Source organism: Streptomyces griseobrunneus, from assembly GCF_046713465.1.
In the GTDB taxonomy this organism is placed as follows: Bacteria; Actinomycetota; Actinomycetes; order Streptomycetales; family Streptomycetaceae; genus Streptomyces; species Streptomyces microflavus.
In genome coordinates, this window is the sequence record NZ_CP177080.1 from 7,424,010 (window position 1) to 7,445,267 (window position 21,258).

The 21,258-nt window shown below is 71.3% G+C and carries 17 protein-coding genes and 3 pseudogenes; 8 read left to right on the forward strand and 12 right to left on the reverse strand.

All coding sequences use genetic code 11. The annotated features are described in order from the left end of the window. The first annotated feature begins 33 nt into the window (after nt 1-33). Complete coding sequence (locus ACK8N7_RS33890) at nt 34-957, forward strand: magnesium and cobalt transport protein CorA (RefSeq protein ID WP_500444890.1); 924 nt, start codon at nt 34-36, stop codon at nt 955-957. A 376-nt stretch (nt 958-1,333) separates the two neighbouring features. On the opposite strand, the gene ACK8N7_RS33895 is transcribed toward ACK8N7_RS33890, so the two are convergent. Then, a complete protein-coding gene (locus ACK8N7_RS33895) occupies nt 1,334-3,325 on the reverse strand; it encodes a heavy metal translocating P-type ATPase (RefSeq protein WP_500444892.1) in 1,992 nt (663 codons plus the stop codon). Between the two features lie 94 nt (nt 3,326-3,419). Here ACK8N7_RS33895 and ACK8N7_RS33900 point away from each other — a divergent pair, with 94 nt between their 5' ends. After that, nucleotides 3,420-3,809 carry an ArsR/SmtB family transcription factor gene (locus tag ACK8N7_RS33900; RefSeq protein ID WP_500444894.1) on the forward strand — a complete coding sequence of 130 codons (390 nt, stop codon included), beginning with the start codon at nt 3,420-3,422 and terminating at the stop codon, nt 3,807-3,809. A gap of 97 nt (nt 3,810-3,906) precedes the next feature. Here ACK8N7_RS33900 and ACK8N7_RS33905 read toward each other — a convergent pair. Beyond that, nucleotides 3,907-4,134 (reverse strand): annotated as a pseudogene (locus ACK8N7_RS33905) (DUF4396 domain-containing protein); the annotation flags it as partial. On the opposite strand from ACK8N7_RS33905, the pseudogene ACK8N7_RS33910 reads away from it, so the two are divergent. Then, a pseudogene (locus ACK8N7_RS33910) lies at nt 4,133-4,950 on the forward strand (IS5 family transposase). The pseudogenes ACK8N7_RS33905 and ACK8N7_RS33910 overlap by 2 nt on opposite strands. Before the next feature lie 1,040 nt (nt 4,951-5,990). Here the strand turns inward: ACK8N7_RS33910 and ACK8N7_RS33915 are convergent. Further along, nucleotides 5,991-6,236: a type II toxin-antitoxin system RelE family toxin gene (locus ACK8N7_RS33915; protein WP_500444896.1), complete on the reverse strand. Its 246-nt coding sequence runs from the start codon at nt 6,234-6,236 to the stop codon at nt 5,991-5,993. Next, nucleotides 6,233-6,493 carry a type II toxin-antitoxin system Phd/YefM family antitoxin gene (locus tag ACK8N7_RS33920; protein WP_500444898.1) on the reverse strand — a complete coding sequence of 87 codons (261 nt, stop codon included), beginning with the start codon at nt 6,491-6,493 and terminating at the stop codon, nt 6,233-6,235. The genes ACK8N7_RS33915 and ACK8N7_RS33920 overlap by 4 nt, the downstream gene beginning before the upstream one ends. A 2,307-nt stretch (nt 6,494-8,800) precedes the next feature. Here ACK8N7_RS33920 and ACK8N7_RS33925 point away from each other — a divergent pair. After that, on the forward strand, nt 8,801-9,838 hold the full coding sequence (locus ACK8N7_RS33925) for an NUDIX hydrolase (protein ID WP_403214384.1): 1,038 nt from the start codon (nt 8,801-8,803) through the stop codon (nt 9,836-9,838). Nucleotides 9,839-9,862: 24 nt separating this feature from the next. On the opposite strand, the gene ACK8N7_RS33930 is transcribed toward ACK8N7_RS33925, so the two are convergent. Both ACK8N7_RS33930 and ACK8N7_RS33935 read right to left on the reverse strand, forming a co-directional pair. Next, nucleotides 9,863-10,552, reverse strand: coding sequence for an MBL fold metallo-hydrolase (locus tag ACK8N7_RS33930; RefSeq protein WP_500444900.1), 690 nt, complete (start codon nt 10,550-10,552; stop codon nt 9,863-9,865). A gap of 141 nt (nt 10,553-10,693) precedes the next feature. Further along, complete coding sequence (locus ACK8N7_RS33935) at nt 10,694-12,058, reverse strand: dipeptidase (RefSeq protein WP_403214035.1); 1,365 nt, start codon at nt 12,056-12,058, stop codon at nt 10,694-10,696. Between the two features lie 195 nt (nt 12,059-12,253). Between ACK8N7_RS33935 and ACK8N7_RS33940 the strand changes: the two genes are divergently transcribed. Both ACK8N7_RS33940 and ACK8N7_RS33945 read left to right on the forward strand, forming a co-directional pair. Then, the gene (locus ACK8N7_RS33940; RefSeq protein ID WP_403214037.1) at nt 12,254-13,468 is read left to right on the forward strand and encodes a geranylgeranyl reductase family protein; all 1,215 of its coding nucleotides are present in this window, start codon (nt 12,254-12,256) and stop codon (nt 13,466-13,468) included. Between the two features lie 38 nt (nt 13,469-13,506). After that, nucleotides 13,507-14,174: pseudogene (locus ACK8N7_RS33945) on the forward strand (alpha/beta hydrolase). On the opposite strand, the gene ACK8N7_RS33950 reads toward ACK8N7_RS33945, so the two are convergent. The 4 genes from ACK8N7_RS33950 to ACK8N7_RS33965 all read right to left on the reverse strand — a co-directional run bounded on the left by ACK8N7_RS33950 (nt 14,158) and on the right by ACK8N7_RS33965 (nt 17,267). Next, entirely contained in the window at nt 14,158-14,613 is a 456-nt protein-coding gene (locus tag ACK8N7_RS33950; RefSeq protein WP_500444903.1) for a nitroreductase/quinone reductase family protein, read from the reverse strand. The pseudogene ACK8N7_RS33945 and the gene ACK8N7_RS33950 overlap by 17 nt on opposite strands. Nucleotides 14,614-14,731: 118 nt before the next feature. Then, entirely contained in the window at nt 14,732-15,040 is a 309-nt protein-coding gene (locus ACK8N7_RS33955) for a DUF6332 family protein (protein WP_500444905.1), read from the reverse strand. A gap of 89 nt (nt 15,041-15,129) precedes the next feature. Next, nucleotides 15,130-15,921, reverse strand: coding sequence for a maleylpyruvate isomerase family mycothiol-dependent enzyme (locus tag ACK8N7_RS33960; RefSeq protein WP_500444907.1), 792 nt, complete (start codon nt 15,919-15,921; stop codon nt 15,130-15,132). 101 nt (nt 15,922-16,022) lie between these two features. Then, nucleotides 16,023-17,267, reverse strand: coding sequence for an MFS transporter (locus tag ACK8N7_RS33965; RefSeq protein ID WP_500444909.1), 1,245 nt, complete (start codon nt 17,265-17,267; stop codon nt 16,023-16,025). Between the two features lie 121 nt (nt 17,268-17,388). On the opposite strand from ACK8N7_RS33965, the gene ACK8N7_RS33970 reads away from it, so the two are divergent. Then, entirely contained in the window at nt 17,389-18,603 is a 1,215-nt protein-coding gene (locus tag ACK8N7_RS33970; protein WP_500444911.1) for an ROK family protein, read from the forward strand. Nucleotides 18,604-18,729: 126 nt separating this feature from the next. Here the strand turns inward: ACK8N7_RS33970 and ACK8N7_RS33975 are convergent, their stop codons facing one another. Together ACK8N7_RS33975 and ACK8N7_RS33980 are read right to left on the reverse strand one after the other, a co-directional pair. Further along, nucleotides 18,730-19,248 carry an ATP-binding protein gene (locus ACK8N7_RS33975; RefSeq protein ID WP_015606961.1) on the reverse strand — a complete coding sequence of 173 codons (519 nt, stop codon included), beginning with the start codon at nt 19,246-19,248 and terminating at the stop codon, nt 18,730-18,732. A gap of 298 nt (nt 19,249-19,546) precedes the next feature. Beyond that, nucleotides 19,547-19,864, reverse strand: a complete 318-nt coding sequence (locus tag ACK8N7_RS33980; protein ID WP_031126916.1) for a hypothetical protein — start codon at nt 19,862-19,864, stop codon at nt 19,547-19,549. A gap of 229 nt (nt 19,865-20,093) precedes the next feature. Here ACK8N7_RS33980 and ACK8N7_RS33985 point away from each other — a divergent pair, with 229 nt between their 5' ends. Continuing rightward, entirely contained in the window at nt 20,094-21,239 is a 1,146-nt protein-coding gene (locus ACK8N7_RS33985) for a PLP-dependent cysteine synthase family protein (RefSeq protein ID WP_403214050.1), read from the forward strand. Nucleotides 21,240-21,258 lie beyond the last annotated feature (19 nt).

Sequence of the window (21,258 nt, forward strand, 5' to 3'; positions counted from 1 at the left end):
CGTGCCCCGGGGCAGGTAAGCCTGGGCACGATCATGCAGCGGATAGATCCGGCGGCCGGCCGGTTCGCGTGGATCGGCCTGTACGAGCCCACCGCGGAACAGTTGCACGAGGTCGCCGAGGCCTTCGGTCTTCACCCGCTCGCCGTCGAGGACGCGGTCAACGCGCACCAGCGGCCCAAGCTGGAACGCTACGGCGACATGCTGTTCCTGGTGCTGAAGACGATCGTGTACGTCGACCACGAAGAGGTCACCGATACCAGCGAGATCGTCGACACCGGTGAGATCATGGTCTTCGCCGGGCCCGGCTACGCCATTACCGTCCGCCACGGCAGCGCCCCACCGCTCGACGACCTGCGCCGTCGGCTCCAGCAAGATCCGGAGCAGCTGGGCTGCGGCCCCGCGGCCGTCCTGCACGCGGTCGCGGACATGGTCGTCGACCGCTACGTGGATGTCGCCGACGCCTTCGCCGGCGACATAGACACCCTGGAAGCCGAGGTCTTCTCCCCCGACCTCCCGGTCGACGCCGGGCGCATCTACCAGCTCAAGCGGGAGCTCCTGGAGTTCAAGCGAGCCGTCATGCCGCTCACCAGCGCCCTGCAGCGCCTCAGCGCAGGGACCATCCCGGAGATCCCGCCCCAGGTGGCCACGTACTTCCGGGACGTGGCCGACCACCACGAGCGGGTCAGCGAGCAGATCCTGTCCTTCGACGACCTCGTCACCGGCATACTCACCGCCAGCATCGCCCAGCTCAGCGTCCAGCAGAACGCCGACATGCGCCGCATCAGCGCCTGGGCCGCCCTCATCGCCGTCCCCACCCTGATCGTCGGCGTATACGGCATGAACTTCGACTACATGCCCGAACTCAAGTCCCCGTACGGCTACCCGGCCGTCTGGCTACTCATCATCACCATGTGCACCGTGATCTACCGCGCACTACGCCGCAACAAGTGGCTCTAGACCCTCAAGCCAGGTTCGTCCGGCTTCGATGGCAGCGGTCCAACTTTGCGGTTGCCAAACACTCAGTACGTGGCGAACCGGCTGTCGTCCGTCAGCCGTTCCGCCATGGGCAGTGTCAGTGTTCCGGAGCAGGCGGGCGGTCAGTTTTCGAGCTCATGGCGGACGCGGCGCGACGGGCTGAAGGTGTAGAGGTCGAGGCAGGCAGTCGGTTCGCCGGACCATCGCGACTTGGGCCAGCTGGGTGCGCAGGTCGGCGAGCTGGGCTTCGTGGTCCAGGCGCGGCACCTTGGCCGGGGGTGCAGCAGCAGCCGCGGCAGACGGTGACGGTGGGCCGGGCCCGCCCCCGGCGTGGGGGCGGCATTCCTGGTGCGGCGGCTCACCGGATGTCCTTTGCTGCGCGGTTCCAGGCGGCGTCGCGCAGCAGTCGCAGCCCGTTGAGGCCGACGATGACGGTGGAGCCCTCGTGGCCGAGAACGCCGAGCGGCAGTGGCAAGTGGCCCGCCAGGTCCCAGATGACCAGGCCGGAGATGAACACTGCGGCGATGACCAGGTTCTGCACCACCAGGCGGCGGGCGGCCCGAGACAGGTTCACGACCGCGGGGATGGTGGAGAGTTCGTCGCGGACGATGACGGCGTCGGCCGTTTCCAGGGCGAGGTCGGAGCCGGCGCGGCCCATGGCGATGCCGGTGTGGGCGGCGGCCAAGGCGGGGGCGTCGTTGACGCCGTCGCCGATGACGAGCACCTTGCGGCCCTGGGCTTCCAGGCGGCGTACGGCTTCGACCTTGTCCTGGGGCAGCAAGCCGGCGTGGACCTCATCTGCGGGGATGCCGACCTCGGCGGCCAGGCGGGCGGCGGCGCGCTCGTTGTCGCCCGTTACCAGCATCGGGGCGCTGCCGGTCAGAGTGGTTAGGGCGGCCACGGTTGCGGCGGCGTCGGGGCGCAGCCGGTCGGCGATGCCCAGCACACCGACCGGGGTGCCGTCGCGCAGGACCAGGACGGCCGTGCGGCCGCCGTCCTCCAGGTCGGCCGCGACCGCGGCGGCACGGACCGAGGCGCTGTCCTCCTTGCCGTCGAGGAGGCGGGCGGGTGCGCCGATCGCAATCGTGCGGCCGTCGACGGTGGCGGTGACACCGACGCCGGGAGTGGAGGTGAAGTCCCGCATGCCGGTGATGGCCAGGCCGCGGGCACGGGCGGCGTCAACGACGGCGCGGGCCAGGGGGTGCTCGCTGAGGTGCTCGGCAGCGGACGCGAGCGCCAACAGGGCGTCCCCCTCCAGCCCGGAGCCGTCCAGGGGACGGATGTCGGTTACCCGAGGGGCGCCCTCGGTGAGGGTGCCGGTCTTGTCGAGCGCGACCGCGTCGACCTGCCCGAGACGTTCCATGACCACGGCGGACTTCACCAGGACGCCGTGGCGTCCGGCGTTGGCGATGGCCGACAGCAGCGGTGGCATGGTTGCCAGGACCACCGCGCACGGCGAGGCCACGATCATGAAGGTCATCGCCCGCAGCAGCGAACCGGTCAAATCCGCGCCGAACGCGAGAGGGATCAGGAAGACGGCGAGAGCCGCGACGACCATGCCGAGGCTGTAGCGCTGCTCGACCTTCTCGATGAACAGCTGGGTGGGTGCCTTGGTCTCGGAAGCCTCTTCGACCATGGCCACGATCCGGGCGATCACCGAGTCGGAGGCGTCCCGCTCGACTTTGACCCGCAACGCGCCGGTGCCGTTCAGCGTCCCGGCGAAAACTTCGTCCCCGGCCTCCTTCGCCACCGGCAGCGGCTCGCCGGTGATGGTGGCCTGGTCGGCCTCGCTGGCCCCCTCCAGCACCCGGCCGTCCGCACCGAACCGCTCCCCGGGCCGGACCAGGATCATGTCGCCGACCACCAGGTCCTCGGTCGCGACGCTTTCCTCGCTGGCGTCATCAGCCAGGCGGGTCGCGGTGGTGGGGGCAAGGTCGAGCAGCCCGCGGACCGCGTCCTGGGTGCGGGCGGTGGCCAGCGCCTCCAGGGCTCCGGAGGTCGCAAAGATGACGATCAGCAGAGCACCGTCCATCACCTGTCCGATCGACGCTGCACCGAGCGCGGCCACGATCATCAGCAGGTCCACGTCCAGCGTCTTGTGCCGCAGCGCCGTCAGACCGGCCCAGGCCGGCTCCCACCCGCCGGTGAGGTAGGCGGCGGTGTACAGCGGACCCCACGCCCAGGCGGGAGCGTCGGTCAGCTGGAGCGGCAGCGCGATCAGGAACAGCACCAGGGCTGCGGCGGCCCAGCGGGCCTCGGCCAGGGCGAACATCCGGGTACGCCGCTTCGGCGCCGTGCGGTAGGCGGGCCGAGCTGCCCGTTCAGGCCGCTGGAGCATGTCAGAGGGCATGACGAAGGAACCCTTCGGTGCGGAGGACGGCAACACATCCACCGTACAGGAATATCTGAAGAGGTCTTCAGGTGTTATCGGTAGGATGGGCGGCATGGGTCACGGAGCCGACGACACGAACCACGCCACATCCCGCGAGCGCCTGGACGCGGCGGGGGCCACCGACGTCGCCGCCACGCTCCAGGCGCTGGCCACCCCCTCGCGGCTGTACATCCTGGCCCGTCTCCAGGAAGGGCCCTGCGCGGTCGGCGATCTCGCCGAGGCCGTGGGCATGGAAGCCTCCGCCTGCTCCCACCAGCTCCGCCTGCTGCGCAATCTCGGGCTCGTCACCGGCGAGCGCCGGGGCCGCTCCATCGTCTACGCCCTCCACGACCACCACGTCGCCGAACTCCTGGAACAGGCCCTCTTCCACGTCGAGCACCTACGCCTCGGCCTGCGCGACGCCCCCGCCACCGAAACAGCGCCGGCACCGGTCCGCCGGTAGGGCTCACGGCCTGCTCCCGCACGGTCCACGCGAACGCGCCCGGAGCCGCCCTGGCGGGCGCACTCCGGGCACGGCCCGGGGAGAGGAGTGCTGGAGGTCAGTGGTAGGCGTGGACGACGGCGTGACCCTTACCGCGGCCGATCATCCACTTGTTGACCGGCGTGGTGATCACGAAGGCCACGGCGAAGCCGCCCAGCAGCGCCGTCCAGAACAGAGCGTTCGACAAGCGGGCGCCCATCGGCTCGGGCGTCAGGGCGATGATGCCGTTGTCGACGAATTCCATCACCGCGATCGAGACGGTGTCGGCGGCCGGCGCCACCTTGATCACTCGACCGTGGATCGTGGACGACGATTTCTGGGTGCTGATCGAGCCGTTACTGCGGCCGTGGCCTGAGCGGTCGCCGGGGCCGCGGCCGCTGTCTTACCGGCTCTGTCTTCGGGGAATCCTGTTCGTCCTCTACAACGACATAGCTTGGCAACTGCTGTCGTTGGAGCTGGGGTTCGGCTCGGGGCAGACCTGCTGGCGGCGGCTGGACCGGTGGCAGCAGGAAGGGGTTTTCGACCGGCTGCACCGGGTCCTCCTCGCCGAGCTGAACGCGGCCGGCGAGCTCGACTGGTCACGGGCATCCGCGGACGGTTCCCACGTCCGAGCCAAAAGGGGACCCGGCACCGGCCCGTCGCCGGGCGACCGGCGGAAGACGGGCAGTAAACATCACCTGATCTGCGACGGACGTGGCACCCCGCTCCAGGTCAGCACCACCGCGGCCAACGTCAACGACGTCACCCAGGCTCTCGCCCTGGTCGACGGCACCCCGCCCGTCGCTGGCCGCCCGTCGCAGGCCGCCCCGGCCGCCCCCGCCGCCGACCTGAATCCCTGCTCGGTGACAAGGGCTACGACTCCAACGCCCACCGCGACGCACTGCGGAACCGACGAATCCTGCCCGTCATCTCGCGCAAGGGATCACCGAACATCAAGGGCATCGGCAAGCTCCGCTACGTCGTCGAGCAGACCTTCGCCCTGCTCCATCAGTTCAAGCGGCTCGCCGTGCGCTGGGAACGCCGCACCAAACTCCACGACGCCTTCGTCTCCCTCGCCTGCAGCCTGATCTGCTTCAGACGCCTCAAGAAGACACGATCATGATCGTGTTACGAGCTCTTAGGCCGACCTTCCGGCCAATCCCGGAAGGTGAATTCTCGCCTATCCTTAACGGCCATCGCCATGGCCGTTGTGGCCCATACCCTTAGACGGCCCTCGGCATACCCAGAGGGGCTATAGGATTGCCCGACAGTCTCAATTGAGGCTGAGGGCAGATTTTTCGACATGATGCCACGCAGTGTCAGTGCGCATCACAAGGCTTGGCTGCGGGCGGGCTCCGCCAAGCAGGGCCGGGTGTCGAAAGTGACTTCGGGGGTCAATTGTGTCAGATGGGTTTGAGCTGTGGCTGCGGAGAACCGGCTTCTGGTGGCTCATATGTTTTGGTGCAGCAATGTCCTTCCTCGACCACGAGGGGTGGATGCGGTTCGCCGCTCTGACAGTCGCGCTTGTGGCTCTCGGCGGGGGGCTTCTCAGCACGTGGTGGCTGATCCGCAGCCCGGAACCGTCTGCTGCAGCCCTTGACCGGCTTGACGGTGGAGACGAGGAGCCGGACCCGGTCGGAGGCTCTGCTTCTCAAGCGAACACAGATCAAGAGGCGAAGCGCAAGCAGGCGTAGCCGCCCACTACAGATCGCCTTTATGCAGGCCTGGTCCTGCATGAAGTGGGACCGGCCCGCGCAACTGAACGCTACAAGGCAACCCCGACCTTCAGTGAAATCCTCTCGCTCACTCTCTGGCGCTCTCTTCGCCGCGGCGGTGTCCGATTCGCAGGGCTCGTCCGGGATCAGGCTAGCTGACCCACGCTCAAACTGATCACGGTCAACGACAGGGTGCCAGCCCCGCAACCGAACGCGCCGAAGCGTGTCCGGCGTGACTGCCGACCACAGCCTCCTCGGGTGGCTCCCGCCGGCCTGAGCAAGGTATTGGCTGCGCTTCTACAGGAGAGCCCCGGCGGTCGCGAGGACTGCCGGGGCTGCTGCGGGCCGGTCGTACTCCATCCCAGGACCAAGCCTGTAAGGCACCGGGCCTGTCCCACACACTCCATGTCGGTGCGGTCTGCGGACGAGCGTATGTGCAGGGTGCGCCTCAGCGCAGGCGTCCGAGATGGATGACGCTGACGCGGACCTGTTGGTCGCTGATCTCGTACATCACCCGGTAGCGGCCAACGTGGATCCGCAGGACGTCGGTGCTGCCGAACGCGCCCTCAGGACGCGGTTCGTCAGCGAGGCGGTCGATGGCGGTGAAAACCTGCCGGACTCCGGTGGGGTCGTCCTTGGCGAACTGCTCCGCCTGGGCGAGCGCCTCGGGTTCCCAGATGACCTCGTAGCTCACACTTTCTCTCCGCCGAAGACACGGCGGTAAGCGTCGTCGTGGGGAACGCCGGCGCTCTCACCCCGGGCCTGGCGCTCACGGTAGGCAGACAGCGCGCGGAGCTCCTGGAGCTCCAGGGCGTCGGCGGGGCTGACCAGTATCGCGACCGTCTGGCCGTGATCGGTGATGGCGGCCGGCTCCCGGGTGGCGCTGACCTCTCGCGCGATAGCGCCTAGGCGGGCGCGGGCTTCCACGATCGAGTACGTCGTCTCCGTCATGCACACCACCTTACAGAAGTGTGCACATTCAGGAGTGCACGGCTCAAGCGCCTCAACGGCCTGTGATTATGCGTTCGGTGATGTGGGGTGTCGTGTCGGTGACCGGTCGCGTCATGGGCGCGACCGGAAACGTGGTGGGGCAGGGCCCAGTGCAGTTGACTGCCAATCACGGCGAGAGGGGCGGCTGGACGTCGCCCTGGACGATCTGTGCTGCGGCAGATCGTGGCAGGTAGATCCCTTGGGTGCGCGGTATAGATCTGACGTGCTCGAAGTGCTGGTGACCTGCGCCAGCGCAGCGGGCTTCCGGGCCGAGCTGGAAGTCGCGGCGCCCACCTGGGAGTGGTGGGCGGAGGTGTGGTGGTCTTCGACGCGGACGGACCCGGTTGATGGCGTTGGGGGCGCCGCTGTCCCCCATCACCGTGGAGGACTTCGCGAGCCCGAAGGGGTTCGGCTCCCTCACAGGCGAGCGGCTGCCAAGGCGGTATGCGCGGGCTCTGGACGCTTTCCGCCACGGCCCCGGGGCAGCCAAGGTCGGCTTCCTCGTCTCAGAACCCTTCCCTGGGCTGCCCCCGAAGTTGGGTATGGCAGGCACGGTCCATTTCGGCGGAACCCAGGCCGAAATGTTTCGCCAGGAAACACTGACCGCCTGGGGCGTGCGCACCGACGAGCCGTTCGTCCTGCTTGTCGACCCGGCGGTCGCAGACCCCAACCGGGCCTGGGGCGGCATGAGACCCGTCTGGGCATACGCGCATGTCCCCAATGGCGACTCCACCGACCCGGAATGGCGACTCCACCGACCCGTGGGACCGCGTCCGGGACCGAACAAAGCGGTTCGCGCCCGGGTTTCGCTCGACCGTGCTAGCCCAACGCAGTGTCTCAGCGAGTGGTACGGAAAACTACAATCCGAATTATGTCGGCGGTGATATCGAGGCGGGGGCCATGATGATGTGGCAGAACATTCTGAGCCCACCGCACGCTTCGACCCCTATCGCCCCCTGCCCTGGATCTATTCTTCCTCGACTTCGACCCAGCTGGGACCCAGCGGGCATGGAATGTTCGGGTATCTGGCGGCGCTTTCGGTATTGCGCCGGGAGTTCGCGATCGAGAAGTTTCCGCCGCTCGGGCCAACGAATGCGAACATGTTTACCAAGTACGGATGAAGGAGATTCAGAAAAGATGGAGACGACTCTGGGAGAAAAGCTTTACTCCTGTCGCTGGACGACGAGGGGGCCCTGACCTGGTCGGCGTCGATGGGGGAGGGGCGGGCGAGGAGGCGACGCGTGATCGACGCGTCGTCTGCCCCTCGCGGCTTGGTCTAGACCATCGAGTGGAGGCTGGTGGCGTGTCAAGGGACGTGTGTCGAGTACCGGCCGACGAGATAGCGTTGGCGCGCCACTTTGCAGCGGGGTGGCGGACCGGGGCGCGGACGCGGTTCGCGGTCGGCGGCGGCCGTGAGCCGGTGGCGCGGCCGAGCTCTCTTCGCGGACCTGGCGACGGGTCGGCTCTCCCTTCACCCCTGCTGAGCAGCCCGGTCGCTTTGGCGCCTTCCTCGGTGTGCGGTGAGGTGCGCGGGCGCGGTCCGGCGCTGCGGGCTCTTCTCGCCCTTCCCGCCCGGCGGGCGCCGCCGGGCGGGAAGGACGGGCCGGCCCACAAGCACCCGGATTCGCGCATTGGTGGCGCAGTTATGGCTGAAGGTCCGGCACGCCGACACCGTGGACACGCTCATCGTCGGCGACCTCGGACCACGGCGCCGGCCCCACCGGCTCGCACTCGCAGTAGGCGACGAAGTCGGACCCATCCGGCTATCTGGCCGGCTCGACCCCGTACTTGCCGGCAGGCGCCAACGCGCTCCCCGCGGCCGAGGCCGTCGGGGAGCGGCGTGCCGAAGGAGAGACGTGCACCCGGGTCGACAGTGACCTGACCGTCGAGGTTCTGGCAGGCGGCGACAGGCCCGGGACGCTCACCGTCACCCGCACGCCATAGCAGCTGGTCGGGAGCACCCTGAAGGTATGGCCGCGCCCATCATCATCCACTGCCCCGCCGCACCGACCGCAAGACCGGCAAGGTCACCATCGCCACCGTCTGTGCGGTCACCAGCCGGCATGAGCTGCCCGGTGTGGAGGGTACGTACAGCGAGGTGACGATCGCGATGGAGGGGCGGATCGTTGGGTATCTCCAGGAGGTGCGGGAGAAGGAAGTGGTGGGAGCCGGGGTAGGGACGCAGTGTTTTCCCATCCGTCTCCCAGACGATCCCGCGAAATCCACTCCGCCGCTGTCCAGCGGCCTTCCCACCCTGGAGTACTAGTGATTGTTGTTTGGATCAACGGTGCGTTCGGCGCGGGCAAGACCAGCGTCGCGGGCGAACTGATCGATCTGATCCCGAACAGCACCTTGTACGACCCGGAACTCACCGGGGCGGGGCTGCGCGGTCTGCTGCCCCAGAAGAAGCTGGCCGAGGTGGGCGACTTCCAGGACCTGAAGATCTGGCGGCGGCTCGTGGTGGATACGGCGGCCGCGCTGCTCGCCGAGGTGCCCGGGGTGCTGGTGGTGCCGATGACCCTGCTGAGACAGGAGTACCGCGACGAGATATTCGGCGGGCTCGCCTCCAGGCGCATCCCGGTCCGTCATGTGCTCCTCTCACCCGAGGAAACGATCCTGCGCAACCGCATAGCGGGCCGGGCGGAACACCCCGGCGACCCGGAGCAGAGCGAGCGGGTCAACCGATGGGCGTACGACCACATCGGCCCCTACCGGGACGCGCTCGGCTGGATCACCGAGGACGCCCATGTCGTCGACAACGGAGCCCTCACACCGCGCGAGACCGCCGAGCGGATCGCCGAGGCCGTCGCCACCGGCGCCGCAGGGGCCTGCGAGATCGTCCAGAGCCCCGAGCCGACCGCCGCGACCGTCGCGGCCGGCGTGCTGCTCTTCGACGAACAGGACCGGGTGCTCCTCGTCGACCCCACCTACAAGCCCGGCTGGGAGTTCCCCGGCGGGGTCGTGGAGGAGGGCGAGGCCCCGGCCCAGGCGGGGATACGGGAGGTGGCCGAGGAGATAGGACTCCGGCTCGACCGGGTCCCCACGCTGCTCCTCGTCGACTGGGAGCCGCCCTCCCCGCCCGGCTACGGCGGGCTCCGCTTCCTCTTCGACGGCGGGCTGCTGCCGTCCGGGGACGCCGGCCGGCTGCTGCTGCCGGGCTCCGAACTGCGCGGCTGGCGCTTCGTCACGGAGGAGGAGGCGGCGGCCCTGCTGCCCCCCACCCGCTACGAGCGGCTGCGCTGGGCCCTGCGGGCGCGCGAACGGTCCACGGTGCTCAACCTGGAGGCGGGTGTCCCGGTGGGCTGAGGGACGGCCGCAGCGCGCCGCCCCTCACCCGCCGGTGGCCGCCATCCGCATGGCCTCCGCCGCATCCTCGGTGAGCGGGTCGCCGTGCCCGAAGCAGACCGTACGGGCCTCCAGGGCGGCCAGCCGCCGGAACGTGTCCCGCGCCTGCGCCCGGTCCACGTTGAACACGCCGAGCATCACCTCTTCGACGGACGCCACGCAGTCACCGGTGAACAGCACCCCGTGGCGCGGCAGATGGAGGGCGATGGAGCCCGGCGTGTGGCCGGGGGCATGGACCACCCGGGCGCCGCCGCCGAACGGCAGCACCTCGCCGTCGGCCACCTCGCGGTCGACCCGGGTGGGCGGGGCCTCGGGGACCGTCAGCCCGTGCTCGTACAGCGGCCGTTCCCAGTCGAGCAGGTCCGGCTCCGGTACCGGGAGCTCGCCCCGGATCACCGGCGCGTCCAGCGGGTGGGCGAGGATCTCGGCGCCGTGGCGGTCCGCCAGCTCCTGCGCGGCGCCGTAGTGGTCGCGGTGGCCGTGGGTGAGGACGATGCGGCCGATCCGGGCGGGGTCGAGCCCCAGCCCCCGTACGGCGTCCTCGATCGCGGCCGCCGCTCCGATGTCCCCCGCGTCGATCAGGGTCAGATCGGCCCCGTCGCGCCAGAGATAGGCCTGGCCGATCCGGAAGCGGAACATGTGCAGGTGGCGGGGGAGTACCTCGATCAGATCCATGGGCCGAACGTACGCAGACGACGGCGGCCCCCGGACGGAGCTACGCTTCCGGCGACTTCGCCGAGGGCGTAGCGGGCGGCGCGGGCGGCACGAAGCCCCCGCCGCGCCCTTCCGGGAGCGTGGCGGGGGCTTCGCGGACCCTCAGGCCTTCTTGGACTCGGCGTAGTTGTGCAGGAACAGCGCCTCGGCGACCGACATCCGCTCCAGTTCCTCCGGCGACACGCTCTCGTTCACCGCGTGGATCTGCGCCTCGGGCTCGCTCAGACCGATCAGCAGGATCTCCGCCTGCGGGTAGAGCGACGCCAGGGTGTTGCAGAGCGGGATCGAGCCGCCCATGCCGGAGGACTGCATCTCCTGGCCCGGGTAGGCGTCCCGCATCGCACCCGCCATCGCCGTGTACGCCGGGCTGGAGGTGTCGGCGCGGAACGGCTGGCCCTGGCCCACCTGCTCCACCGAGACCCGCGCGCCCCACGGGGCGTGCGACTCCAGGTGCGCGGTGAGCAGCTTCGTCGCCTCGGCGGCGTCGTGGCCGGGCGGCACCCGCAGGCTGACCTGGGCCCGCGCGCTCGCCTGCACGGACGGGGTAGCGCCGACGACCGGCGGGCAGTCGATGCCGACGACGGTGACGGCGGGGCGCGCCCAGATCCGGTCCGCGACCGTCCCCGTGCCGATCAGCCCCACCCCGTCCAGCACCTTGGCGTCCTGCCGGAACTCCGCCTCCGGGTACTGCAGTCCGTCCCAGTCGGTGTCCCCGGTCAGGCCGTCGACCGTCGTCGTCCCGTGCTCGTCGCGCAGCGAGGCCAGCAGCTGGATCATCGCGGCCAGCGCGTCGGGAGCGGCACCGCCGAACTGCCCCGAGTGCAGGTTCCCTTCCAGGGTGTCGAGCTGCACCCGCAGCATCGTCATCCCGCGCAGCGTCGCGGTGACCGTCGGCAGCCCGGCCCGGAAGTTCCCGGCGTCGCCGATGACGATCGTGTCGGCCGCCAGCAGCTCCGGGTGCGCCTCGGCGTACCGCTCCAGACCGCCGGTGCCCTGCTCCTCGGAACCCTCGGCGATCACCTTCACCGAGACCGGGACGCCGCCGTTCGCCTTGAGGGCGCGCAGCGCGAGCAGGTGCATGATGAAGCCGCCCTTGCAGTCCGCCGCGCCCCGGCCGTACCAGCGCCCGTCGCGGTCGGTCAGCTCGAACGGCGGGGAGAGCCACGCCGACTCGTCCAGCGGCGGCTGCACGTCGTAGTGGGCGTAGAGCAGTACGGTCGGAGCACCGGCCGGACCGGGCAGGAAACCGTAGACCGACTGCGTGCCATCGGGGGTGTCCAGCAGGGCGACATCCGAGAAGTCCTCGGCGCGCAGGGCGTCCGCGACCCAGTTCGCCGCCGCCTCGCACTCGCTCCTCGGGAACACCGCGGGGTCCGCGACCGACTGGAACGCGACCAGCTCGGCGAGCTCCGCCCGCGCACGGGGCATCAGCGAGGCGACGGTCTCGGAAATCGGGCGGGCGGTCATGGGCACGCTCCTCGTGGGTGCGACGTTATGGGTAGGGCACTGTGTGTACGTGCCCGTCCGCGACACCGTGGGTGCGGCGTCGCGTGCAGGACAAAATCATGGCCGATCCTCCCACAGGGGGGCTCGGCCGGGACGCGCCGTAGGATGCCGTGAGCAGCTTGGGGCCACTGGTCGGATCGGGAGCAGAAGCACATCGTGAGCAGCGAGAACGCAGACGCCGGGCGTGAAAGCGAAGAGTCGTCGGTCTGGGACGTCGTCGTCGTCGGCGCCGGACCGGCAGGCGCATCGGCGGCGTACGCGGCAGCCGTGGCGGGCCGACGGGTCCTGCTGCTGGAGAAGGCGGAACTGCCGCGCTACAAGACCTGCGGCGGAGGCATCATCGGGTTCTCCCGGGATTCCCTGCCGCCGGGGTTCGAACTGCCCCTGAAGGACCGTATCCACGCGGTCACCTTCTCCCTCGACGGGAAGTTCTCCCGTACGCGCCGGTCCCGGCGGATGCTCTTCGGGCTCATCAACCGCCCGGAGTTCGACGCCGGGCTGGTCGAGGAGGCGCAGAAGGCCGGGGCCGAACTGCGCACCGGAGCCTCGGTGGTGAGGGTGGAGCAGCACGGGCCCGCCGTCCCGGACCGGCGTACGGTCGCCGTGGTGCTGGCCGGCGGTGAGACGGTGCTGGCGCGGGCGGTCGTCGGGGCGGACGGCAGCGCGGGCCGGATAGGAGCACATGTCGGGGTGAAGCTCGACCAGGTCGACCTCGGCCTGGAGGCGGAGATCCCGGTTCCGGCGACGGTGGCGGAGGACTGGGCGGGCCGGGTGCTCATCGACTGGGGCCCGATGCCCGGGAGTTACGGCTGGGTCTTCCCCAAGGGCGACACGCTGACCGTCGGGGTGATCTCGGCGCGCGGCGACGGCGCGGGCACCAAGCGGTATCTGGAGGACTTCATCGCCCGCCTCGGCCTCGCCGGGTTCGAGCCGTCCGTCTCCTCGGGCCACCTCACCCGCTGCCGCAGCGACGACTCCCCGCTCTCGCGCGGCCGGGTCGTGGTCTGCGGCGACGCGGCGGGGCTCCTTGAGCCGTGGACCCGGGAGGGCATCTCCTTCGCACTGCGCTCCGGCCGGCTCGCGGGCGAATGGGCCGTCAGGATCGCCGAGGCGCACGACGCCGTGGACGCCCGCCGCCAGGCCCTCAACTACGCCTTCGCCATCAAGGCCGGTCTCGGTGTCGAGATGGGCGTGGGCCGCCGCATGCTCAAGTTGTTCGAGCGCCGCCCGGGAGTGCTGCACGCGGTGCTGACCGGCTTCCGCCCGGCCTGGAAGGCGTTCGCCGGGATCACCCGGGGCACGACATCCCTGGCCGAGCTGGTCCGCACGCACCCGCTGGCACAGCGGGCGTTGAGCGCGATGGACCGCTGAAGGGTGGGGTGAGGGGCGCGGGCGGAGGCCCCGCGGCGGTGCTCGTCCACGGCCTCTACCACCGCCCCGAACACTTCGCCCCGGTCGCGGACGGCCTGCGGGCCGAGGGGGTCGAGGTGGTCGTCCCCGAGCTCCACCGGGGCTCCCTGGCCGCCGACACGGCAGCGGTGCAGGCCGCCGTCGACGCGTTGGAGGAGCCTCCGCTCCTGCTCGGCCACTCCTACGGCGGGTCGGTGATCACCGGGGTGCGCGGCGCGCGCCACCTGGTCTTGTGGCGGCCTTCGTCCGGGGACGCCCCGCCGAGAGCGCGGCCGCCCTCGGCGGGGCGTCCCCGCGGCTGCGCGCGGCGATCGAGCCGGCGGCCGGCCCCGAGGGTACGACGCTTCTGCATCCCGGCCGGGCGGCCGAGGTGCTCTACGGCGACTGCCCCGAGCCTCTCGCGGCCCGGGCGGTCGGCCTGTTGCGGGCCCAGGCCCCGGGGTGCGGGCGGGGTGTCCCCGAGCACCACAGCTGGAAGCGGACCCCCTCGGCCTATGTCGTCTGTGCCGGGGACCGGGCGATCGATCCCGCTCTGCAGCGGACGCTGGCCGCCCGCTGCACCGGCGTACGGGAGTGGCGCACCGGCCATTCCCCGTTCGTGTCCCGGCCCGCGCTCTTGGCGGACCTGGTGCGGGAGCTGCTCGCCGAGGTCAGCCCTCGACCGTGATGCGGAAGACCGGGTGGTCCGGGCAGGCGGCCAGGAGTTCGGCGTCCGTGGACTTCGCGGTGACGCCCTGGAAGTACTGGTTGACCTCCCAGCCCCACCGCTCCAGATAGGCGCGCAGGATCCGCGCCTTCTGTGCGTCGTCGGCGATCTCCACGGCGGTGAAGGTGCGGGTTCTGCGCCCCACCCGCAGCTCGCCGCCGCCCGCGACCCGCATGTTGCGCACCCACTGGGAGTGGCCCCGGGCCGAGACGAGGTACTGCGCCCCCTCGTACGTGTGCGGGTTGACGGGGATGCGCTGCATCCGGCCGCTCGTCCGCTCCCGTACCGACATCTCCACGGAGCCGAGGAGGCTGAAGCCGTGCCGGGCGAGCCGACCGACGATCTTGTTGAGTCGGGTGGCCGTGGCGCCGGCCCGGAGGTAGTACGGCTGCTGCGACATGGTGGCCCCCAAGGGTTTGGATGCTCTTCCGGCAGGCGGCGGGGGAGCTGGCCCGCTCGGTAGGGCTGCGGGGGGCCCCGGCCGGCTGAGGCGGGGAGAGGCGGGGAGGGGAGCCGTACTACGTGTCCTCGGGGCCGGTGGAGTCGGAGCGGCCCGGCCTGCCCGGGACCGGAGCGGGCAGCCGGTGGCCCTCCCGTCGCGGAAAGCGCCACAGGACATGGACGACCCGCAGGACGAAGGCCAGTCCGGCGGCCGCGGTGGCGACGCCCATGACCACGTTGTGCGCTGTGCGGCCGAGGTCGAACAGGAGCAGGGCCGGCGCGACGGCCCCCGCGAAGGTGAGGGCGGCCAGCACGGTGCCACTGACCAGCGCGTAGCCGATCTCGACCGTCATCGCGTCCCGCTGCGCCTGCGTCCGTCGCTCCACAGCCGCAGTGTCACCGCTGCGGCGCGCTCCGGGCAAGGGTGCCTGCCGCGCCCGGCCCGCGCCGTTCCGGGGCCCACGGCCGCCCACCCTCACCAGGTGACCGCGGAGTTGTCCGTCCAGAGCCGGGCCACCGAGCGGTCGCCGCGCAGGGTGACGGCGGCGAGCGGCAGGCGGTTCCAGAGCGTGAGGAAGAGACCCTCGGCCGTCCCGCTCAGCTCGCAGTCCACCCGGTCGCCGCCGCCCTCCGTGCCGGGTCCGCCGTCGCCGCCATCCGCGCCGCCCGGGACGGTCATGCGTACGGCCTGCGGCGGTGCGTCGGAGATCCGTACGGTCCACACCGCGTCCGTGTCCACCGCCCGCACCCGCAGCGTACGCGGGGCGGAGGAGCGCACCCGGCTCTTGGGGCGCCCGTGGAAGCCGGTGAGCAGTTCGTCGATGCCGTCCACCGCCCGGTCGGCGTCCACCGTCGTCAGCGGCCCGCCGAGTGCCGACTCCGCGTCCACCCGGTGCACGGTCGTCTCGTTCAGCTGGCGGCGGGACCAGAACGCCAGGGGTGAGGGGGCGGGCATGAAGGTCCAGCAGTCCAGGTCGGCGGGGGCGGCCTCCAGCGACCGGACCAGATGCCGGTGACCGGTCCGGAACCAGTCGAGGAGTTCGTCGCCGTCGAGGTCCGGTTCACCGCCGTCGGGATGGGGCGTGGTGTACCCCTCGGTGACGAACCCGGCCGCCCAGCGGTGCACCATGCCGGTGTGGCGCAGCAGGTGGCGTATCTGCCAGCCGGGGCAGGTCGGTACCGAGGCCCCGGGGCCCGCCTGTTCGGCGGCCGCCGCGAGGAGCCGCCCTTCCTCGGACAGGGACGCGATGTGCTGGGTGATCTCCATGGCCGGATTGTGCCAGGGGCGCGGCGGCCTGCGGCGGTGCGGACCGCCCGGGCCGGTCCGCCGGGCCGGGCCTGTCCGTACCCGCCGGTGGATCCGCCCGCTCAGGCGTGGGTCGCGTTGCGCGCCCCGTACCCCAGGGCGGCGGCCGCGGCCGCCAGCAGGGCCACGGTCGTCAGCGCCACCGGCAGCGAGGACCAGTCGGCCAGGAAGCCGATCGCGGGCGGCCCCAGCAGCATCCCGCCGTAGCCGAGGGTCGAGGCGGCGGCCACTCCGCTAGGTCCGGCCAGTTCGCCGGCCCGGCCCACGGCGACGGGGAAGATGTTGGCCAGCCCCAGGCCGGTGACCGCGAACCCGGCCAGCGCGAGCCAGACGGTCGGCGCCAGTGCGCCGAGCAGCATTCCGGCTGCGGCGACAACGCCGCCGAGGACGAGGGTGCGGGTCTGCCCGAGCCGCTCCAGGAGCAGGGTCCCGGTGAGCCGGCCGATGGTCATCGTCAGGGCGAACAGCGCGTATCCGGCGGCGGCGAGGCCGGGATGGGCGTCCAGGTCCTGCTCCAGGTGGAGCGCGCCCCAGTCGGCGAGCGCGCCTTCCCCGTACGCCGTGCACAGGGCGATCACGCCGAAGAGCAGGACGATCCGGCGGGCCCGCGGGTCGAGCCGCTGCTTGGGCTCCTGCCGAGGTGCGTGCGGGCCGGGGGCCGTTTGGGCCTCGGCCGTTCGGGGCTGAACCGCCGGACGGTGGCGCAGCAGCGCGGGCCCCGCGAACGCTGTGACGAGCAGTCCGATCGCGGCCAGCAGGAACAGGTGCGTCGAGGCGGAGAGCCCGCCCGCGACCAGCCCGCCGAGTCCGGCACCGACCATGCCGCCGAGGCTGAACGCCGCGTGGAAGCTCGGCATCACGGGCCGGCGCAGCTCGGCGACCAGATCGACGGCCGCGCTGTTCATCGCCACGTTCATCCCGCCGTACGCCGCTCCGAAGACCAGCAGGACGAGGCCGAGCGAGAGCGCCGAATGGGTCTGCGCGGGCAGGGCGATGCTCAGCGGGAGCAGGACCCCGCAGACCACGGTCACGGCGTGACTGCCGTAGCGGCGGCAGAGCCGGCCGGTGAGCATCATGGTGATCACCGCACCGGCGGAGACGCCGAGCAGGGCGAGGCCGAGGGTGGAGGCGGAGGCTCCGGTCTGCTGCTTGATGGCCGGGATACGGACCACCCAGCCGGCGAAGAGGAAGCCATCGAGGGCGAAGAAGACGGTCAGCGCGGTACGGAGGCGGGCCGACGAGGGTGGGGCGGTGTCTCCGCCAGATCCCCCCGGTAGGGCCGTCCGCAGTTTGTTTAGTTGCGGCACAAACTCAGCATAGGGGCGGCCGGACGCTGGACGCAAGACGGCTGACGGAGGGGCACGTCACCCCTCCCGGCTGGTTCCCTCGGCGTATGGGACACCTCCGGATCATGGGAGACTCGCCCTCATGAACGGCAAGGCGACCACCACCCGGACGAAGTTGGAGAGGGGCCGCAGCGCGCTCGGGCCCGCACTGGAGCTGGTCCACACCGGGCGCGCCCCCACGCGCGCCGTCCTCACCTCCGAGCTCGGTGTCACCCGGGCCACCGCCGGGGCCGTCGCCGCGGAGCTGGAGGCGCTCGGGCTGATCCGGGTCGACTCCAGCCCCGGTTCCGCGGCCGGTTCGCAGGGCCGCCCCTCGCACCGGCTGGCCGTCCTGGAGACCGGCCCCGTCGTCCTCGCCGCCCAGGTCCACGCCGATGGCTTCCGGGCCGCCCTCGTCGGGCTCGGCGGCCGGATCGTCGCCACGGCGCCGGGCTGCGTCGCGGTGATGGCCGACCCCGCGCAGGTCCTCGGCGAGGTCGTGGCCGCGGGGGCGGAGCTGCTCTGCGCGAGCGGACTGCGCTGCGTCGGCGCCGGACTCGCCGTCCCGTCGGCGGTCGCCGAACCCGAAGGCACCGCGCTCAACCCGCTGCACCTCGCCTGGCCCGCGGGCTCGCCCGTCCGGGACATCTTCGCCGCCTGCGTACGGGACGCGGGTATCACGAGCCCCGCCTTCACCGGCAACGACGTCAACCTCACCGCACTGGCCGAGCACCGGCACGGCGCCGGACGCGGCGCCCAGCACCTCCTCTGCGTCGCCACCGGCCACCGGGGCGTCGGCGGGGCCCTGGTGCTCGACGGCCGCCTGCACAGCGGGAGTTCGGGGCTCGCGCTGGAGGTCGGACACCTCACCGTGAACCCCGAGGGCCGGCCCTGCCACTGCGGCGGCCGCGGCTGCCTCGACGTGGAGACGGACCCGCTCGCCTTCCTCACCACCGCGCGCCGCGACCCGGGCCCCGAGGAGTCGCTCCTCAAGCAGGCCGGTGACCTGCTGCGCACGGAGTACGAGGACGCGGACGTGCGCCACGCCGCCGAGGCGCTGATCGACCGCCTGGGCCTGGGGCTCGCCGGGCTCGTCAACATCCTCAACCCGGACCGGATCATCCTCGGCGGGCTCCACCGCGACCTGCTGGAGGCGGACCCGGAGCGGCTGCGGGCCGTCGTCGCCGACCGCAGCCTGTGGGGGCGCAGCGGCAGCGTGCCGATCCTGCCCTGCACCCTGTCCCACAACGGCCTCGTCGGCGCGGCCGAACTGGCCTGGCAGCCGGTCCTCGACGACCCGCTCGCCGTCCTCGTCTGAGCCCCGGCCCCGCGCCGAGGGCCCGGAGGCCGGACGGAAGGTGCAGGAGGCAGCGGTCCGGGTCCGGGGACGCGGCACGACCTTCACCGCATCCCCGGACCCGGATCTGAACCCGGTACCCTCCGCTCAGCCGACGACGGCGGAGCGGGCAGGGGCGGCCGCGACGGCCTCGGGGCTGATCGAGACGGACCCGAACGGCCCGTCGGTCGTCGACCCGTAGACCGCCAGCGGCGGCAGGGTCGAGGTGTCGCAGACCGCCGGCAAGGTGAACCAGACGGCCTTTCCGGCCGCGCCGCTCGGCCGTACGCCCCAGCTCTCGCTGACCGCGGCGATCAGGGCCAGACCCCGGCCCGAGGTGGCGAAGGAATCCGCCTCGTTCACCGTGGGTACACGGGGGTCGTGGTCGTGGACGGAGACCGTCAACCGGTCGAGCAGCAGCTCGATGTCGACGGTGCATGACTTGTCCGGCTGTGCGTGCCGGTGGACATTGGTCAGCAGTTCGGTGACGCCCAGGGCTGCCTGGTCGATCAGAGGATCGAGATGCCAGTAGCGCAGTTGCGCCGAGATGATTCTGCGGACCTGACCGATCCGCGACGGCAGGGCCTGGAGCTCCACCGTGCAGTGCCTGCTTGGCTCGCTGATCACGGCTGCGACTCCCCGAAGTAGGTCCGGAAGAAGAGATACGAACGGAGGCCGGCGGACGACTGACTGCCGAATCCGCTCTGCTCTTGTCGTGTCTGCTCGTGTCGCGCGACCCGGTCCCGTGGGGCGGATCGCTCTGTCACCGATGGTGCACCTTCAGTGACGTGGATCCAGCGTCGCTCAGCCCGTGCGGCTCCGCAACTCGCCGAGCCGCGTACCGTACCCCCGGACCCGGCCCCGACGGCGCCTCCGGACCCACCCGAGGTGGACCCGGGGGCCCGGCCCCGCGCCGCCTCGGCGCTCAGCCCCGGCGGCCTCCCGCGCTGCGCAGCGCCTCCAGGAAGCGGCGCAGCGGAGCGGCCCCGTCGCGTCTGCGGTTCCGCTGCTCCATCGTCAACCGGTAGCGCACGCCGTTCACCCGGGCGATGGCCGAATCTGCCGCGAAGAACCACCGCTTGCCCGCACTCACCGTGCCCACCGGGGCGCTGTCGATCTCCCGCCCGTTGCTCATCAGCAAGGACAGCCGGCCGTCCTTGACGACCACCTGGCCGGCCCTGGTCAGGGACCGGGTGAACCGCTCGATCCTGACCCCCGACGCACTGAACTCGGCGTCCGCCATTGCGGCTTCGCCCCCCTTCGTCACCACTTCTCCTGTGCAGTGTGCCCGGCCGCGCCCCCGACCGCCAGAGGGCACAGGAACCCGCCGCGCGCTGCTCGCACCGCCCGCCCCAACTGCCCCCGGGGGCCTGCCCAAAGGCAGGGCTATGGACCATCAAAGTCAACGTTTGTGCAGGTGGGGGGAATATCGTGGAGGCAGGAGCACCGGGCGGACGAACAGGAGCACGGCGATGGACACCGATCGGCACGGACGTGACCGCGGGGCGACGGGGACGATCATGGAGACGGTGGACGTCGACCGCAGCGACCCGGAGTACCGGGCCTGGCTGAAGGAGGCCGTACGCAAGGTCCAGGCCGACGCCAACCGGTCGGCCGACACCCACCTCCTGCGCTTCCCGCTGCCCGAGGAGTGGGGCATCGACCTCTACCTCAAGGACGAGTCGACGCACCCCACCGGCAGCCTCAAGCACCGGCTCGCCCGCTCGCTCTTCCTCTACGGGCTCTGCAACGGCTGGATCCGGCCGGGCAAGCCGGTCATCGAGGCGTCCAGCGGCTCGACCGCCGTCTCGGAGGCGTACTTCGCCAAGCTGATCGGGGTGCCGTTCATCGCCGTGATGCCGCGCACCACCAGCCCGGAGAAGTGCCGGCTCATCGAATTCCACGGCGGGCAGTGCCACTTCGTCGACGACTCCCGCAAGATGTACGAGGAGTCCGCGTCCCTCGCCGCCGAGACCGGCGGGCACTACATGGACCAGTTCACCTACGCGGAGCGCGCCACCGACTGGCGTGGCAACAACAACATCGCCGAGTCGATCTACCAGCAGCTGAAGCTGGAGCGGTACCCGGAACCCACCTGGATCGTCGCCACCGCCGGGACCGGCGGCACCTCGGCCACCATCGCCCGCTACGTGCACTACCTCCAGCACGACACCCGCGTCTGCGTGCCCGACCCGGAGAACTCCTGTTTCTTCGACGGCTGGACCCACAACGACCCCTACGCGAGCAGCGACTGCGGCTCCCGGATCGAGGGCATCGGCCGCCCCCGCATGGAGCCGAGCTTCGTGCCCGGGGCCATCGACCGGATGATGAAGGTGCCCGACGCGGCGAGCGTCGCCGCCGTACGCGCCCTGGAGCAGGCCATCGGCCGGAAGGCGGGCGGCTCGACCGGCACCGGCCTGTGGAGCTGTTTCAAGCTCATCGCCGAGATGGTGGAGCAGGGGGAGGGGGGCAGCGTCGTCACGCTGCTGTGCGACCCGGGCGACCGCTACCTGGACAAGTACTACTCCGACTCCTGGCTGGAGGAGCAGGGCCTGGACATCGCTCCCTACAGCGCGGCGATCGGCCACTTCCTCGCCCACGGAACCCTGACCGGCTGAGCCAGGGCCTCCCGGGGAT